Below are 14,990 nucleotides of genomic sequence, written 5' to 3'. Positions count from 1 at the left end.
GTTATCTGGCCGCGCTCACCCGCCACACGACATTCCCCACATCATCCGCCGCCAGCAGCGCGCCGGACGCATCCACCGTCACGCCGACCGGCCTGCCCTGGGCCTTGCCGTCCTTGTCGAGGAAGCCGGTCAAGAAGTCCTCGACCGGCCCGGACGGCTTGCCGCCCGAGAACGGCACGAAGACCACCTTGTAGCCGGCCTGCGGTTTGCGGTTCCACGAGCCGTGCTGGCCGATGAAGACGCCGCCGCGATACTTCGCCGGGAAGCTCTCGCCTTCGTAGAAGGTCAGGCCCAGCGAGGCGGTGTGGGCGCCCAGGGCGTAGTCGGGGACGATGGCGCGCTCGACCAGGTCGGGGCGGCGATCCTTGTCCTTGATCCGCTTGTCGACGTGGCGGCCGAAATAGCTGTAGGGCCAGCCGTAGAAGCCGCCCTCGCGCACCGAGGTCATGTAGTCGGGCACCAGGTCGTTACCCAGTTCGTCGCGCTCGTTGACCGTGGTCCACAGCTGGCCGTCGGCCGGGTTCCAGCCCATGCCGTTGGGATTGCGCAGGCCCGACGCGAAGACGCGCTTGCCGCCCGTGGCCAGGTCGACCTCGAGGATCGCGGCGCGATCGGTCTCGTTCTCAAGCCCGTTCTCGCCGACATTGCTGTTGGAGCCGACGGTCGCGTAGAGCTTGGTCCCGTCGCGGCTGGCGATGATGGTCTTGGTCCAGTGGTGGTTGATCGGCCCGCCCGGCAGGTCGGTCACCTTGCGCGGCGCGGCGGTGATCCGGGTCTCGCCGGCGACATAGGGGAAGGCGACGATGGCGTCGGCGTTGGCGACGTACAGGGTGTCGCCCACCAGGGCCATGCCGAACGGCGAATAGAGGTTGGTCAGGAAGGGCGTCTTCAGTTCGGCGATCCCGTCGTGGTCGGCGTCGCGCAGCAGGGTGATGCGGTTGGCGCTGGGCACGCCGGCCCCGGCCTTCTTCATCAGCATCTTCTCGAAGAAGCCCTTGATCCCGTGCGGCGGCTCCTTCTTGGGCGGGGCGTTGCTCTCGGCGACCAGCACGTCGCCGTTGGGCAGGACGAGCAGCCAGCGTGGATGGTCCAGGCCCGTGGCGAACGGCTGGACGCGGAACCCGGCCGGGGCCTGGGGCGTGACGCCGGCCGGCCAGCCGACGACCTCCGAGACCTTCACGGTCGGGATCAGAGTCCGCTTCGGCTCGGGCAGGGCGGGGTTGGGGCCGTAGCCGACGGCGCTGTTCTGCTGGCCGTTGCTCTGGCCGCAGGCCGCCAGGGCCGTCACGACCGTCGTCAGGGCGACGCCGACGATCAAGATTTCGCGAAACCGGCGTCTCATGCGGCGCTTCTCCCATTCAGCCCGCGTTTAACGCGCGGGGCCTACTATGTGTTCTGGTAGTGACACGGTTTGACCATGGTGAAGTTTCAGTCCCGCGTTTTCGTCGAAGCCCTTGATCGTCGTCGCCTGCTGGCGGGCCTCGTGGCCGTCGCCTCGCCGGGCGTCGCATTCGCGGCCACGCGCCGGAAGGCCGCGCCCAAGCCGCCGCCGCCCCCACCGCCGCCTTTGGTCACGGTGCTGGGCGACTCGATCACGGCTGGCATCGGCCTGGCCTCGGACCTGGCCATGCCCGCCCGGCTGCAAGCGGCGCTGGACCGGATGAGCGCCCCCGCCCGCGTGCATGGCTTCGGAGTGCTGGGCGACACCACCTTCGGCGGCCTCGCCCGCGTCGACCAGGTGCCGGCCGAGACCTCGGTCTGTGTCGTGGCCCTGGGCGGCAACGACCTGCTGCAGGGGCTGGATCCCACGCGGACCAAGGCCAATCTGCGGGCCATCGTCGAGCGCCTGAAGGCGCGCGGCATCCGCGTGGTGCTGGCGGGGCTGAAGGCTCCGGCCCTGCTGGGCGTCGACTACGCCCGCCGCTTCACCCAGATCTATCCGGACGTGGCGCGCGAGCAGGGCGTGTTCTACGCGCCGGACTTCTTCACCGGCGTGATCGGCGTCTCGCGCTTCATGCAGCGCGACGGCATCCACCCCAACGCCGAGGGGGCGAGGATCATCGCCGAACGCCTGGCCCCGGTGGTGGCCCAGGCGCTGAGGGCTTAGAGGCAGATCCTCCCCCGCGTTGCGGGGGAGGATCTTACTCCACGATCGACTTCTTGGCCGCCACGTGGTGGTGGCCGCCGAAGATGCGGCCCATCAGTCGTTCCGAGCGGGTCTTGAGGCCATCCATCAGGATGAAGACCACCGGGATGTAGAGCAGCGACAGCAGGGTCGAGGTGATCAGGCCGCCGATGACCGCGATGGCCATCGGAGCGCGGAACTCGACCTCGGCGCCCAGGCCGATGGCGGTGGGCAGCATGCCCGCGCCCATGGCCACGGTGGTCATCAGGATCGGCCGGGCCCGCTTGTGCGCGGCGTCGATGATCGCCGTGCGCTTGTCCATGCCGTGTTCCTTCATGGCCATGATCGCGTACTCGACCAGCAGGATCGAGTTCTTGGCCGCGATGCCCATCAGCATCAGGATCCCGATCAGGGTCGAGATCGAGAAGCTGGACTTGGCCAGGACCAGCAGGCCGAAGGCGCCGCCGATGGCCAGGGGCAGGGCCACCATGATGGTGATCGGGTGGGCGAAGCTGCGGAACAGCAGCACCAGCACGACGTACATCAGGAGGATGCCGGTGATCAGCGCCCCCAGGAAGCCGCTGACCATCTCGGCGATGAACTCGGTGTCGCCGGCCGCCACTTCCTTGACGCCGTTCGGCAGGTTCTTGACCGAGGGCAGGGCGTGGACGCGCTTGGCCGCCTCGCCGACGACGATGCCGTCCAGCTCGGCGGTGATGGTGGCCACGCGCGAGCGGTCGCGGCGGTCGATCTGCGAGGGACCGGCGCCGAAGCGCACATCGGCCACCGCGTTCAGCGGCACCGAGCCGGTGGCCGAGGGCACCTGCAGGGTCTGCAGGACGGCGATGTCCTCGCGGGCGTTCTGGTCCAGGCGCAGGCGGATCGGCACCTGGCGGTCGCCCAGATTGTACTTGGGCAGGTTCTGGTCGACGTCGCCGATCGTCGCCACGCGCACGGCCTGGCTGATCGCCCCGGCCGAGACGCCGGCGCGGGCGGCCTGGTCGGGCTTGGGCGTCACGACGATCTCGGGACGGGCGATCGAGGCGGTGTTGACCACGTGGGCCAGGCCGGGAACGCCGCGCATCTCGGCCTCGACGCGGCGGGCCGCCGCTTCCAGGGCCGGGCCGTTGTCGCTGAGCAGGCTGAGCGTGTAGCTGCCGCCGCTGGACGGACCGCCGCCGTTGTTGCTGCCCGCGCCGATCCGCGCGCCGGGGATGGCGGCGAACTGGTCGACCATCTGGCGGCTGAACTGCTGCTGGCTGATCCGCTGGCCCTTGTCGGTCAGGTCGGCGGTCAGCTCGCCCTTGTTGACGGCGTTGCCGCCGACCGAGGCGTAGACCCCGACCACTTCCTTGCGGGCCATCAGCTCGCGGGTGACGCGCTGCACGACGGCGTCGGTCTCGTCCAGGGTGGCGCCCGGCGGCAGCTCGATCGAGAACTCGGCGCGGCCGCGGTCGGCCTGGGGCTGGAACTCGAACGGCAGGCGGGTGGCCAGGAAGATCGAGATGACGAACATCGGAATGCCCATCGCCAGCACCTTCCAGCGATTGTTCAGGCCCCAGTTCAGGCTCTTCAGATATGGACCCATCCAAGGCGGGTCCTTGTCCTCGTGCTTGGCGTCGGCCTTCAGCATGTAGGCGCCCATCAGCGGCGTCAGCAGGCGGGCGACCACCAGCGAGAACAGCACCGAGATACAGGCCGCCAGGGCGAAGGCCTTGAAGAACTGGCCGATGATGCCGGGCATGAAGCCCACGGGCGCGAACACCGCCACGATGGTGAAGGTGGTGGCCACGACCGCCAGGCCGATCTCGTCGGCCGCCTCCATGGCCGCCGCGTAGGGGCTTTTGCCGCCGCGCATGTGGCGGACCATGTTCTCGATCTCGACGATAGCGTCGTCCACGAGAATGCCCACGGTCAGCGACAGGGCCAGCAGGGTGACGCCGTTCAGCGACTGGTTCATCGGCGCCAGGACGGCGAAGGTCGGCAGCAGCGACATCGGAATGGCGACGGCCGCCAGCAGGGTGGCGCGCCAGTCGCGCAGGAACAGCAGCACCACCAGCACGGCCAGGACCGCGCCGATGATCAGCGCTTCCATCGAGGCGACGTAGCTCTCCTCGATGTACTTCACGTTCGAGGTGATCTCGCGGATCTCAAGCTCGGGATGCTCCTTGTCCAGCTGCTCGACGGCCTTGCGGACCTTCTCGGCGGTCTGCACCTCCGAGGCGCCGCGCGAGCGGACCATGTTGAAGGTCACGACTTCCTGGCCATCGTAGCGGGCGCGCGAGCGGGGCTCGGCCCAATGGTCGGTGATCTGGCCCAGGTCGGCCAGGCGCACGGCGCCGCCGCCCGACGAGACCGGCACGCGGGTTTCGCGCAGCTGCTCGACCGAGCCGGCCGCGCCCAGGGTGCGGATGGCGCGCTCGGCGCCCGAGATGGTCACCCGGCCGCCGGGCAGGTCGGCGTTGGACGAGACCAGGGCCTGGCTGACGGCGGCGGCGGTGACGCCCTGGGCGGCCAGGCGGTCGGGGTCGAGGGCGACCTCGATCTCACGGCTGACGCCCCCCTGGCGATTGACCTCGCCGACGCCCTTGATGGCCAGCAGGGCGCGGCTGACGTCGTTGTCGACGAACCAGCTGCGCTGCTCGGGCGTCATGGTCGGGGCCCGGACGACATAGGTGATCAGCGGATCGCCCGAGATGTCGACGCGGGTGACGATCGGCTCCTGCATGTCCTGCGGCAGCGAGCCGCGCAGGTTGGACATGGCGTTGCGCACGTCGTTGGTGACGCGCTCGTGGTCGACGCCCAGCTCGAACTCGATGACCGTGGTCGAGGCCCCGTCGACGACGGTCGAGCGGGTGTGGCGAACCTGGCCGAGGCCCGCGATCGAGTCCTCGATCAGGCGAGTGACCTGGGTCTCCAGCTCGCTGGGCGCGGCGCCGGGGCGCACGGCGGTGACCACGACGATCGGCAGGTCGACGTCGGGATTGTTGTTGATCCGCATGCTGCGGAAGCCGGCGATGCCGGCGATGGTCAGCAGCAGGAACAGCAGGATGACGGGGATCGGGTTCTTGATCGCCCAGGACGAGATGTTGCGCATCGGGCGGTCCTCAGCGCGCGGTCTTCGGCGCGAGGCCGATGCGGACCAGGTCGCCCTCGCCCAGGAAGCCGGCCCCCTCGACCACCACGCGCTCGCCGGCCGTCAGGCCGGTGGCGGCGACGCGGTCGCCGGTGTTGGCCAGGATGGTGATGCGGCGGAAGTGGACCTTCTTGCCGGCGTCGACCACGAACACGCCGGGGCGGTTCTCGCGGTACAGCACCGAGGCGCTGGGCACGACCAGGGCCGGCTGGTCGCCGGCGTCGATCGTCGCGCGGGCGAACATGCCCGGGCGGAAACCGCCCATCGACGTCAGGGCGATACGGGCCACGCCCAGGCGGTTGGTGGCGTTGACCTCGGACGTCACGATGCGGACGTGGCCGGTCATCTCGCCCAGCTTCTCGGAATAGACCTTGGCCGGCATGCCGGCCTTCACGGCCGCCAGGTCGGTCTCGGGGATGTCGGCGTCCAGCTCCAGGCGGCTGTCCCGGACGATGCGGAACAGCTCGGAGCCGGCGCTGACGATCTGGCCCTTGGTGACGCTGCGGCGGCTGATCAGGCCGCCGACCGGGGCGCGGACCGAGGTCTGGCCCAGGCGCGCGGCGGTCTCGCCGCGGGCCGCCTGGGCGGCGGCCAGATTGGCGGCAGAGGTGCCCTGGCGGGCGACGGCGGTGTCCAGGCCGGCCTGCGAGAGATAGCCCTTGGCCTGCAGCTCGCGGGCGCGGTTCAGGGCCGCGCTGGCCTCGGCCAGGGTGGCCTTGGCGCTGGCGACGCTGGCGTCCTGCTGGCGCAGTTGGGCGGCGATCAGGGTGCTGTTCAGCTGGACCAGAACCTGGCCGGCCCGGACCACCTGGCCTTCCTCGGCGTTGACCGCCACGGCCGTCAGGCCGCCGGTCTCGGCGCCGACCGGAACCTCTTCCCAGGGCGAGATCGTGCCGGTAGCGTTGATCTGGCGAGCGATCGGCTGGCTGATCACCGTGAAGACGCCGACGGTGGCCGAGGCGGCGGCCGAGGCCTTCTCGGTCTTGGCCGGCTTCTTGCCGCATCCGGCCAGAGCGATCGCGCTCACGCCCAGGACCAAGACCAGCGCGCTCATAGACGGGCGACGCCCATTGATCCGGTACAGCACTATAATCCCCAGCGACTGTGAGAGCCCATCGGCCTTCTAGCCGACAAACCTGTGGTCGCTGAGTTAATTTGCCGTAAGACGATAAAGACCCTCCCCCCAGCGGGGGAGGTGGTCCGAAGGACCGGTGGGGGAAGTGCTGCGAACCTTGCCTCTTCCCCCTCCGTCGTCTCTACGAGCCGACACCTCCCCCGCTAGGGGGAGGATTTATGGGCCTACAGCCGCTCCACGATCGTCACGTTGGCCAGGCCGCCGCCCTCGCACATGGTCTGCAGGCCGTAGCGGGCGCCGCGGTCGTGCATCGCGTGGACCAGGGTGGTCATCAGCTTGGCGCCCGAACCGCCCAGCGGGTGGCCCAGGGCGATGGCGCCGCCGTGGACGTTCAGTCGGTCCGGATCGGCGCCCAGCACCTTCAGCCAGGCGGTCGGCACCGAGGCGAAGGCCTCGTTGACCTCGTAGAGGTCGATGTCGCCGATCTTCAGACCGGCCCGATCCAGGGCCTTCTGGGTGGCGGGGATCGGGGCTTCCAGCATGATGACCGGGTCGTGGCCGATCACCGTCATGCTGTGGATCCGGGCCAGCGGCTTGGCGCCAAGGGCTTTGAGCCCCCGCTCGTTGACGATCAGCACCCCCGCCGCGCCGTCGCAGATCTGGCTGGAGGTGGCGGCGGTTAGCCGGCCGTCCTCGGTCAGCAGCTTCACCGACCCGATCGACTCCAGGCTGGCGTCGGCGCGGATGCCCTCGTCGGCCGTGTGCCGCTCGACCGAACCGTCGGGCAGGGTGACCTCGATCGGCACGATCTCGGCGGCGAACTTGCCGGCCTTGGTCGCGGCCGCCGCCCGCTGATGGCTGGACAGGGCGTAGGCGTCCAGCTCGGCCCGCGACAGGTCGTACTTCCTGGCGATCATCTCGGCGCCGGCGAACTGGCTGAAGTTGATCCCGGGATACCGGTCCTCCATCCGCGGGCTCTTGTAGGTCCCGAAGCCGTTCTTGTAGGGCAGGGCCGAGGACAGCCCCATCGGCACCCGGCTCATGCTCTCGACGCCGGCGGCGATGACCACGTCCATGGCGCCGGACATCACGGTGGCGGCGGCGAAGTGGATGGCCTGTTGCGACGAGCCGCACTGGCGGTCGACCGAGGTCGCCGGCACGCTCTCGGGCAGGCTGGAGGCCAGGACTGCGTTGCGCGCGATGTTGATGGCCTGCTCGCCCACCTGGCCCACGCAGCCCATGATCACGTCCTCGATCAGGGCCGGGTCGGCGCCGCTGCGCGCGACCAGGGCGTCCAGCACCGCCGCCGCCAGGTCGGCCGGATGCCAGCCCGAAACCTTGCCGCCCTTGCGTCCGCCGGCCGTGCGCGCGGCGGCCACGATATAGGCTTCACCCATGAGTTCTCTCCCTATGTTGCGAGGAGAGAAACAGGCGTTCGAAGGGCTGTCAGCGGTGACGCGGCGTCAGGGCGCTCGGGTCCCGAGCGGGGGCGGCGGGGCGGCGGGGCAGGGCGCCGAAGAACAGCGCGGCCATGGCCAGGTAGCTGAAGACGCCGCCGCCGGCGATCAGGCTGGCGCGATTGGGGATCTTGGGGTCGGCCAGGGTGGCCAGCACCAGGGTCAGGCTCAGGCCGTGGAAGCCGCAGGCCCACATCGGCCACCAGCGATTCGACCGCAGGGCGATGAACAGCAAGACCAGCATCAGGGCCAGATCCACCAGGAACATCGCGGTCTGAGGGCCGAACTTCTGGTGGTAGTTGTAGAGGAAGTAGGTGGCGAACCAGGCCAGGATCATGGCGACGCCGGCCAGGCGTTCGGGCCAGCCGCCACGCCACAGCGCCAAGCCGGCCGTGATCAGCAACGCGGCGAGGCTTGACCATTGGGGGAGGGAGTTGAGCGGCGTCATCACGCTAGGGTGGCGGCTTTCCTCCAGATTGCAATGATCCCCGCCGATCGGGACCGGCGAGGATCTTGTGTCGCGCCTTGAAGCTCTAGGCGGCGATGGTCAGGCGGCCGCTGGCGTTGGCCATGCCCGGCCCCTTGCCGAACTCGTCTTCGGCCAGCGACATGGACGAAAGGCCGATGTCGTGCTGAGCGACCGTCAGGTGCTTGTGCGTGGTGACGATGCCCTCGCGGGCGACGCCCAGGGCCTGCATGGTGTTGATGGCCGACATGATGGCGTCCTGGCCGATCAGGGCCGACAGCTTGGCCGCCTGGCGGGTGGTCGGCATCAGCCCGGCCAGGGCGGCCGTGCTGGCGATGGCGGCGTCGATGGCCTTTTCGGCGGCGAACAGAGCTTCGGCCACAGTCTCGGCAGCCATCCGGCGTTGCTTGAACATGAGAAGTCTCCTCGCGCCAAGCCATGCTGGCGCGTTTGCTAAGGTGTGGGTTCGATAGGGACGGACGCCTCCGACTCCTGGGAGGCGCGATCTTACGGAAACAGACCTTCGAGGGCGTGGAGCCCCGTCAGGATCGAGCCGAACGCGAGAGCGGTCACGATCATGACGGCCGCGATGAAGGCGAGCCGCAGAGGCAGGCTCAGATGATTGGGTCGTCCTCCTCCAAGTCCGAAGACGAGGAGTCCGACAGGAAGGTCTCGTCCATCACCGCGGAGGCGATGCACAGGATCTCCCGCATCACCAGTTCGTTGGGCTTGAACGAAGCCTGTTTGCGCGTGGCCGCCACCAGGTCCGGGACCATCGCGGCGGCGGTCGGGGTGAGCGCCAGGTTCATCAGCTGGCGCTCGAGCTCGCTCCAGGTGATCGGGGGCAGCAACTCGGCCGAATTCAGCCGGGGCCACATGTCCTGAAAGCTGGAAACCTCCCGGCGCAGATGGGCGGCTCGGCCGATCGCGTCCTTCTGGTGAGGCGTCAGTTCGTTCTGATGGGGGGACAAATCGTTCACTGGGAACTCCTTCCTCGATGCGGTCAGCTGACCGTGAGGAAGGACGTTCGCCTAGCCGGGACGGATCGGACCCCGACGCGATCGGAGGGGGGGTGACAGGGGGCGTGAGGGGGGGGAGGCCCCCCTGATCGGCCGTCTCCCGCGGTGACGCCTGGCGGGCCCGGTCGAAGACCCGGCGCGCGGCGTCGTAGCGGTCGGCCGCGCCCAGCCGCCGCCGCGCCTTGTCCAGATGCCAGTCGACGGTGTGCTTGGAGAGGCCCAGTTCGCGGGCGATCTCCTTGGAGCTCATGTGGCGGTCGACCAGACGAAGGCATTCGCGCTCACGCTCGGTGAGGCGGTCGAGGCCTTCGACCTGGTCGGAAAGGGAGGGGTCGCCCTTGGCCATAGCGCCGGAACTTTATGCGAACGCCTGTGTTCCACAAGCCGCCGAAACATTAAACCTTGGCTATGAACGCGACGGCAAGTCGCTTGTTGCGAGGTCAGACGACACCTTCCACAGGTCCACGCCGCCTTCCGAGGCGTGCCGATCGATCTCGGCCAGCTCGTCAGAGGTGAACGAAAGACCCTGCAGGGCGGCCAGGGAGTCCTCCAGCTGGGCCACCGTGCGGGCGCCGATCAGGGCCGAGGTGATGCGCGGGTCGCGCAGCACCCAGGCCAGGGCCAGCTGGGCCAGGGTCTGGCCGCGCCGCTCGGCGATCGCGTTCAGGGCGCGGATGCGGGCGAGGTTGTCCTCGGAGAGCAGGTGTCCGCCGAACGAGCCGCCCCGGGCCGCGCGCGAGTCCGCCGGCGCGCCGTTCAGGTACTTCTTGGCCAGCAGGCCCTGGGCCAGCGGCGAGAAGGCGATGCAGCCGACGCCCAGCGAGTCCAGGGTGTCCAGCAGTTCGTCCTCGATCCAGCGGTTGACCATCGAGTAGGACGGCTGGTGGATCAGCAGCGGCACGCCCTCGCTCTTGAGAATGGCGTGGGCCTGGCGGGTCAGCTCGGGCGAGTAGGACGAGATCCCGACGTACAGCGCCTTGCCCTGGCGGTGCAGGTGGGCGAAGGCGCCCATGGTCTCCTCCAGCGGCGTCGTGGGGTCGACGCGGTGCGAGTAGAAGATGTCGACATAGTCGACGCCCATGCGCTTGAGGCTCTGGTCGCAGCTGGCGATCAGGTATTTGCGCGACCCTCCGACGCCGCCGTAGGGGCCCGGCCACATGTCCCAGCCGGCCTTGGTCGAGATCACCAGCTCGTCGCGATGGGCGGCGAAATCGCTGTTCAGGACCTTGCCGAAGTTCTCCTCCGCCGAGCCGTAGGGCGGGCCGTAGTTGTTGGCCAGGTCGAAGTGGGTGACGCCCAGGTCGAAGGCCCGGCGCAGGATGGCGCGACCGGTCTCGAACACGTCGGCGCCGCCGAAGTTCTGCCAGAGGCCCAGCGAGATCGCCGGCAGGTCGAGGCCGCTGCGGCCCGTGCGGCGGTAGGGCATCGACGCATAGCGGTCAGCGGCGGCGACATAGGGGATCTGCACGGAAACTGTCCTATTTCGGAGGGATCAGGGCGTCGTGGATCGGGGCGATCCACTGGTCGGCGTCGACATCATAGACGTTGAAGTTGCTCTCGAACTGCCAATAGGCCCAGCCGAAGCCATGGCGCTCGGCCGATCGGGCCACAGCCTGCGTGTAGGCGACGCGGGAGTCGATTGGACCTTTGTCGTAGGCCCCGAACTCGCCCAACAGCACCGGCCGGCGTTCGGCCTTGGCCCAGGCGGCGACGGTGTCGAAATCCTTGTCGATCCGGGCATGCTCGTCCGGCGTCCCCCAGGTCGTTCCGACCGGCGGAACCGGATCGGCCCACGAGGCGCCCTGGTGGGTGAACGGGAACGGATCGTAGTAGTGGAACGTCACGATCAGGTGACGGTCGGCCTCGGGCAGCTTCAGGTCCGGCAGGCGCTCCAGATTGTTCCAGCGCGTCGGGCCGACGATGACGTTGCGGGTCGGGTTGCTGGGGCGGATGGCGGCCAGCAGGTCGGGGATCCAGGCGTTCCAGACGTCGTCCAGCGCCCGGTTGGGCTCATTCAGCAGCTCGAACACCACCTTGTCGGGGGCAGCCTTGTAGCGTTCGGCGATCTGGGCCCAGAAGGCGGTCAGGCGCGGCTTGCAGGCGGCGACGTCGTCCTGGCAGGCGTTGAAGTCGTGCTCGTCCAGGATGACGGTCAGCTTGGCGGCCAGGGCCTGCTCGACAACCTTGTCCAGCGTCGCCAGCCACTTGGGGTCCAGGCGGTTGTCGGCGTCCATGTGGGCGAAGGCGTGCAGGTTGACCCGCACGGTGTCGAAGCCGCCGGCCTTGATGACCTGGAAATGGCGGTCCAGCTGGAAGTGGGCCTTGGCCGGATCCTCCCACAGGGGATCATAGCCCAGCACGTTGACGCCGTGCTTCATGGCCGCGACCTGGGCCTTGGGCGACAGCTCGCGGGCGGCGGCGGGCAGGGCGACCAGCACACCGGCCAGCGCGCCCAGCGCCAGGACTTTCCGGATCGGGACCATGGCGTTTCCTCCTCGGCGGCGCGCGGCTTCGAAGAGGCGCGTCACCACCTTGACAACGTTGTCGGATATTCGCCGAAGCGCAAGCGTCGGCCGTCACGCCTCGCGGCGCGCGGCCTCGCTCTCGGTGGCCGGCGAGGCGGCGCGGATCAGCTCCAGCACGTCGACGATGATCTCGCGCATCGCGGCCGAAGCCTTGTCGGCGTCGCGGGCGATGATCGCCTCGGCCACGTCCTCGTGCGAGGGGATCGAGGCGGTGCGGCCCTTGATGCGGTTGGTGAAGCGGATCGAGATGCGCAGGGCCGTGTTCACCAGCTCGTGCAGCTCGCGATAGAACGGGTTCTTGGTCGCGCTGAGGATGGCGATGTGGAAGGCGATGTCAGCGGTGAGGGGATCGTCCTCGCCCTGGGCGGCGGCCTTCATCCGGCGCAGCCCCTTGCGGATCTCCTCCAGCCCCGCCTCGTCGGCGTTGCGGGCCGCCAGGGCGGCGGCGGCGGGCTCGATGCCCAGCCGCATCTCGGTGAAATCGGCCAGCAGGCGCAGGCTGAACTTGCGCTCCAGCAGCCAGCGCAGCACGTCCGGATCGAGCATGTTCCACTCGGCTTCCGGCTCGACCACGGTGCCGTGGCGGGGACGAGCGCTGAGCAGGCCCTTGGCGGTCAGCATCTTGACCGCCTCGCGCGTCACCGTGCGGCTGGCGCCGAACTGTTTGGACAGCTCGCCCTCGGTCGGAAAACCGACCTCGGCGTATTCGCCCGTGACAATGGCCTGACCAAGTTGCTCGACCAGACCGTAGGTCAAACTCAGGCCGGGCTGGGTGCGCATCGGCGGATCTTCTTTCCTGCGGCGGCGAACAAAAGGGATTCGCCGCTGGCTACCTTAATTTGTTCCACTCGCGAACGGAGCGGTTGAGCTGAATACAGCCGCGCCCGAGGCGTTCGGCAAGAGCGTTCAGGCCGGAGGTCTGACCAAAACGCAAAAATAGGCGGCCAGCGTCGCGCGCGGCCGCCCATCTTGTCATCACCACCAGGTCGCGTAGAGCGCGATCAGGATCAGGATCACCCCGACGCCGGCGATGTTGAAGCCGGTCGAGGTCTTGTAGCTGATCCCTTCCAGCGTCACGACGCTGACGACCTTCTTCTGCGGGGCGACCAGCGAGACCAGCACGGCCCCGGCCAGCGACAGCAGGAAGACGACGCCGACGCGGTTCATGAACGGCATGGTGTAGATCGCCTGCTCCTGCAGGTACCAGAACACCGCCGACAGCACCGCCGAGCCGATGGCGGCGGTCAGGGCGCCGGCGGTGGTCGCCTTCTTCCAGAACATGCCCAGGATGAAGATCACCACGATCCCCGGCGTGAAGAAGCCGGTGAACTCCTGGATGAACTGGAAGGCCTGCTCGGCGCCGCCCAGCAGCGGCTTGGCGGTCAGGATGCCGATGATCACGGCGACGACGGCGGTGATGCGGCCGACGGCGACCAGGTGACTTTCGCTCCGGTCCGGGCGGGCCTTGGCGTAGACGTCCAGGGTGAAGATGGTGGCGATCGAATTGATCTTGGCCGCCAACGAGGCGACGATCGCCGCCACCAGGGCCGAGAACACCAGGCCCAGCAGGCCGGGCGGCAGCAGCTTCATCATCTCCGGATAGGCCTGGTCGGGCTTGATGCCCTGCGGGGCCAGGACGAGGGCGGCGATGCCCGGCAGCACCACGATGACCGGCATCAGCAGCTTCAGATAGGCCGCCATGGCGATGCCCTTCTGGGCTTCCTTCAGGTCCTTGGCGCCCAGGGCGCGCTGGATGATGTACTGGTTGAAGCCCCAGTAGCTGATGTTCATGATCCACAGGCCGCCGACCAGCACCGCGATCCCGGGCAGGTCCTTGTAGTGCGGGTTGTCCTTCGAGAGGATCATGTCGAACTTCTCGGGGAACTGGGTGGTCAGGTGGTGGAAGCCGGCGACCACGTCGCCGCCGCCGATCTTGCCCAGCGACAGCCAAGCGATGATCAGGCCGCCGGTGACCAAGAGGGCCACCTGGACAATGTCGGTCAGGGCCACGGCCTTGAGGCCGCCCCAGATCTGATAAGCCAGGGCGAAGGCGCCGATGGCGGCCAGGGCCCACATCTGGTCCAGGCCCGTGACGGTGTGAATGGCGATCGAGCCCAGCCACAGGATCGAGGTCAGGTTCACGAAGACGTAGAGGCCCAGCCAGAACACAGCCATCAGGGTCCGCACGCTGGGGCCGTACCGCTGCTCCAGGAACTGCGGCATCGTATAGACGCCGTTCTTCAGGAACACCGGCAGGAAGAACTTCCCGACGATCAGCAGGGTCAGGGCCGCCATCCACTCGTAGGAGGCGATGGCCAGGCCGATGGCGTAGCCCGAGCCGCTCATGCCGATGATCTGCTCGGCCGAAATGTTGGCGGCGATCAGCGAGGCGCCGATCGCCCACCAGGGCAGGGCCTTGCCGGCCAGGAAGTAGTCGGTCGAGTCCTTCTGGTGACCGCTCTTGTCGCGGCTGACCCACTGGGCCAGGCCGAAGATGGCGACGGCGTAGACCGCCAGCACCGCGATATCGATGGCTGCTAGGTTCACGTCTTCCTCCCCGTTCTGCTGACGGTTATTTTGGGTTCCAGGCCGCGACCAGGGCGGCGGCGCGTTCGCCGACCTCCTCGGCCGTGTAGCCCGGACGATAGAGCTCGCCGCCGACGCCGATGCCGGCGATGCCGACCGCACGCCAGGGCTCCAGATTGGCCGCGCCCACGCCGCCGACGGCGTAGACCAGGATGTCCTTGGGCAGCACGTCCTTGACCGCCTTGACGTGGCTGGGGCCGAAGCTGCTGGCCGGATAGAGCTTCAGGGCCTTGGTGCCCGCCTTGACGGCGGTGAAGGCCTCGGAGGGCGTGGCGAAGCCCGGCATGGCGGTCAGGCCCAGGGCGACCGCGCGGGCGATGACCTCGGCGTCGGTGTTGGGCGTGACGATCAGCTTGCCGCCGACCCAGGCGACGTCGTCGACGGCCTGGGGCGACAGCACCGTGCCGGCCCCGCACAGGGCCTGGTCGCCGAAGGCGTCGCACAGCTTGCCGATGCTCTCCAGCGGATCGGGCGAGTTCAGCGGCACCTCGATGCCCTTGATCCCGGCGGCGACCAGGGCCGCGGCGATGTCGACGATCTCGGTCGGCTTCACGCCGCGCAGGATGGCCACGATGGGAGGCGGGGCGGCGTGGGTCATAAG

The 14,990-nt window shown here is 68.8% G+C and carries 13 protein-coding genes and 1 pseudogene; 1 reads left to right on the top strand and 13 read right to left on the bottom strand.

Annotated elements, in window-relative coordinates; all coding sequences use genetic code 11:
- Position 1: 1 nt before the first annotated feature.
- Complete coding sequence (locus MZV50_RS21710) at positions 2 to 1,342, bottom strand: PQQ-dependent sugar dehydrogenase (RefSeq protein WP_252631409.1); 1,341 nt, start codon at positions 1,340 to 1,342, stop codon at positions 2 to 4.
- 75 nt (positions 1,343 to 1,417) lie between these two features.
- Here MZV50_RS21710 and MZV50_RS21705 point away from each other — a divergent pair, with 75 nt between their 5' ends.
- The gene (locus MZV50_RS21705; RefSeq protein WP_252631408.1) at positions 1,418 to 2,107 is read left to right on the top strand and encodes an arylesterase; all 690 of its coding nucleotides are present in this window, start codon (positions 1,418 to 1,420) and stop codon (positions 2,105 to 2,107) included.
- 34 nt (positions 2,108 to 2,141) lie between these two features.
- Here MZV50_RS21705 and MZV50_RS21700 read toward each other — a convergent pair whose 3' ends face one another.
- The 12 genes and pseudogenes from MZV50_RS21700 to MZV50_RS21645 all read right to left on the bottom strand — a co-directional run bounded on the left by MZV50_RS21700 (position 2,142) and on the right by MZV50_RS21645 (position 14,987).
- On the bottom strand, positions 2,142 to 5,222 hold the full coding sequence (locus MZV50_RS21700) for an efflux RND transporter permease subunit (protein WP_252631406.1): 3,081 nt from the start codon (positions 5,220 to 5,222) through the stop codon (positions 2,142 to 2,144).
- A 10-nt stretch (positions 5,223 to 5,232) separates the two neighbouring features.
- Positions 5,233 to 6,315, bottom strand: coding sequence for an efflux RND transporter periplasmic adaptor subunit (locus tag MZV50_RS21695; protein WP_252631405.1), 1,083 nt, complete (start codon positions 6,313 to 6,315; stop codon positions 5,233 to 5,235).
- 245 nt (positions 6,316 to 6,560) lie between these two features.
- Positions 6,561 to 7,733 carry an acetyl-CoA C-acetyltransferase gene (locus MZV50_RS21690; RefSeq protein WP_252631404.1) on the bottom strand — a complete coding sequence of 391 codons (1,173 nt, stop codon included), beginning with the start codon at positions 7,731 to 7,733 and terminating at the stop codon, positions 6,561 to 6,563.
- Positions 7,734 to 7,782: 49 nt separating this feature from the next.
- Positions 7,783 to 8,241: a hypothetical protein gene (locus MZV50_RS21685; RefSeq protein ID WP_252635293.1), complete on the bottom strand. Its 459-nt coding sequence runs from the start codon at positions 8,239 to 8,241 to the stop codon at positions 7,783 to 7,785.
- Between the two features lie 85 nt (positions 8,242 to 8,326).
- A complete protein-coding gene (locus tag MZV50_RS21680; protein ID WP_252631402.1) occupies positions 8,327 to 8,674 on the bottom strand; it encodes a hypothetical protein in 348 nt (115 codons plus the stop codon).
- A gap of 199 nt (positions 8,675 to 8,873) precedes the next feature.
- Positions 8,874 to 9,239: a hypothetical protein gene (locus tag MZV50_RS21675; protein WP_252631401.1), complete on the bottom strand. Its 366-nt coding sequence runs from the start codon at positions 9,237 to 9,239 to the stop codon at positions 8,874 to 8,876.
- A gap of 235 nt (positions 9,240 to 9,474) precedes the next feature.
- Positions 9,475 to 9,528 (bottom strand): annotated as a pseudogene (locus tag MZV50_RS21670) (hypothetical protein); the annotation flags it as partial.
- Positions 9,529 to 9,684: 156 nt separating this feature from the next.
- Positions 9,685 to 10,704, bottom strand: a complete 1,020-nt coding sequence (mgrA, locus tag MZV50_RS21665) for an L-glyceraldehyde 3-phosphate reductase (RefSeq protein WP_436792233.1) — start codon at positions 10,702 to 10,704, stop codon at positions 9,685 to 9,687.
- A 52-nt stretch (positions 10,705 to 10,756) separates the two neighbouring features.
- Positions 10,757 to 11,761 (bottom strand): glycoside hydrolase family 5 protein, encoded by a 1,005-nt coding sequence (locus tag MZV50_RS21660; RefSeq protein WP_252631400.1) that lies wholly within the window; start codon positions 11,759 to 11,761, stop codon positions 10,757 to 10,759.
- A gap of 93 nt (positions 11,762 to 11,854) precedes the next feature.
- A complete protein-coding gene (locus MZV50_RS21655) occupies positions 11,855 to 12,583 on the bottom strand; it encodes a FadR/GntR family transcriptional regulator (protein ID WP_252631398.1) in 729 nt (242 codons plus the stop codon).
- 195 nt (positions 12,584 to 12,778) lie between these two features.
- On the bottom strand, positions 12,779 to 14,350 hold the full coding sequence (locus tag MZV50_RS21650; protein ID WP_252631396.1) for a sodium/sugar symporter: 1,572 nt from the start codon (positions 14,348 to 14,350) through the stop codon (positions 12,779 to 12,781).
- Positions 14,351 to 14,375: 25 nt separating this feature from the next.
- Positions 14,376 to 14,987: a 2-dehydro-3-deoxy-6-phosphogalactonate aldolase gene (locus tag MZV50_RS21645; protein ID WP_252631395.1), complete on the bottom strand. Its 612-nt coding sequence runs from the start codon at positions 14,985 to 14,987 to the stop codon at positions 14,376 to 14,378.
- Between the last annotated feature and the right edge of the window lie 3 nt (positions 14,988 to 14,990).

The organism is Caulobacter segnis, from assembly GCF_023935105.1.
Taxonomy (GTDB): Bacteria; Pseudomonadota; Alphaproteobacteria; order Caulobacterales; family Caulobacteraceae; genus Caulobacter; species Caulobacter segnis_B.
The sequence above is the reverse complement of the archived record's forward strand: the minus strand, read 5'-3'. Positions and strand labels throughout refer to the sequence as shown.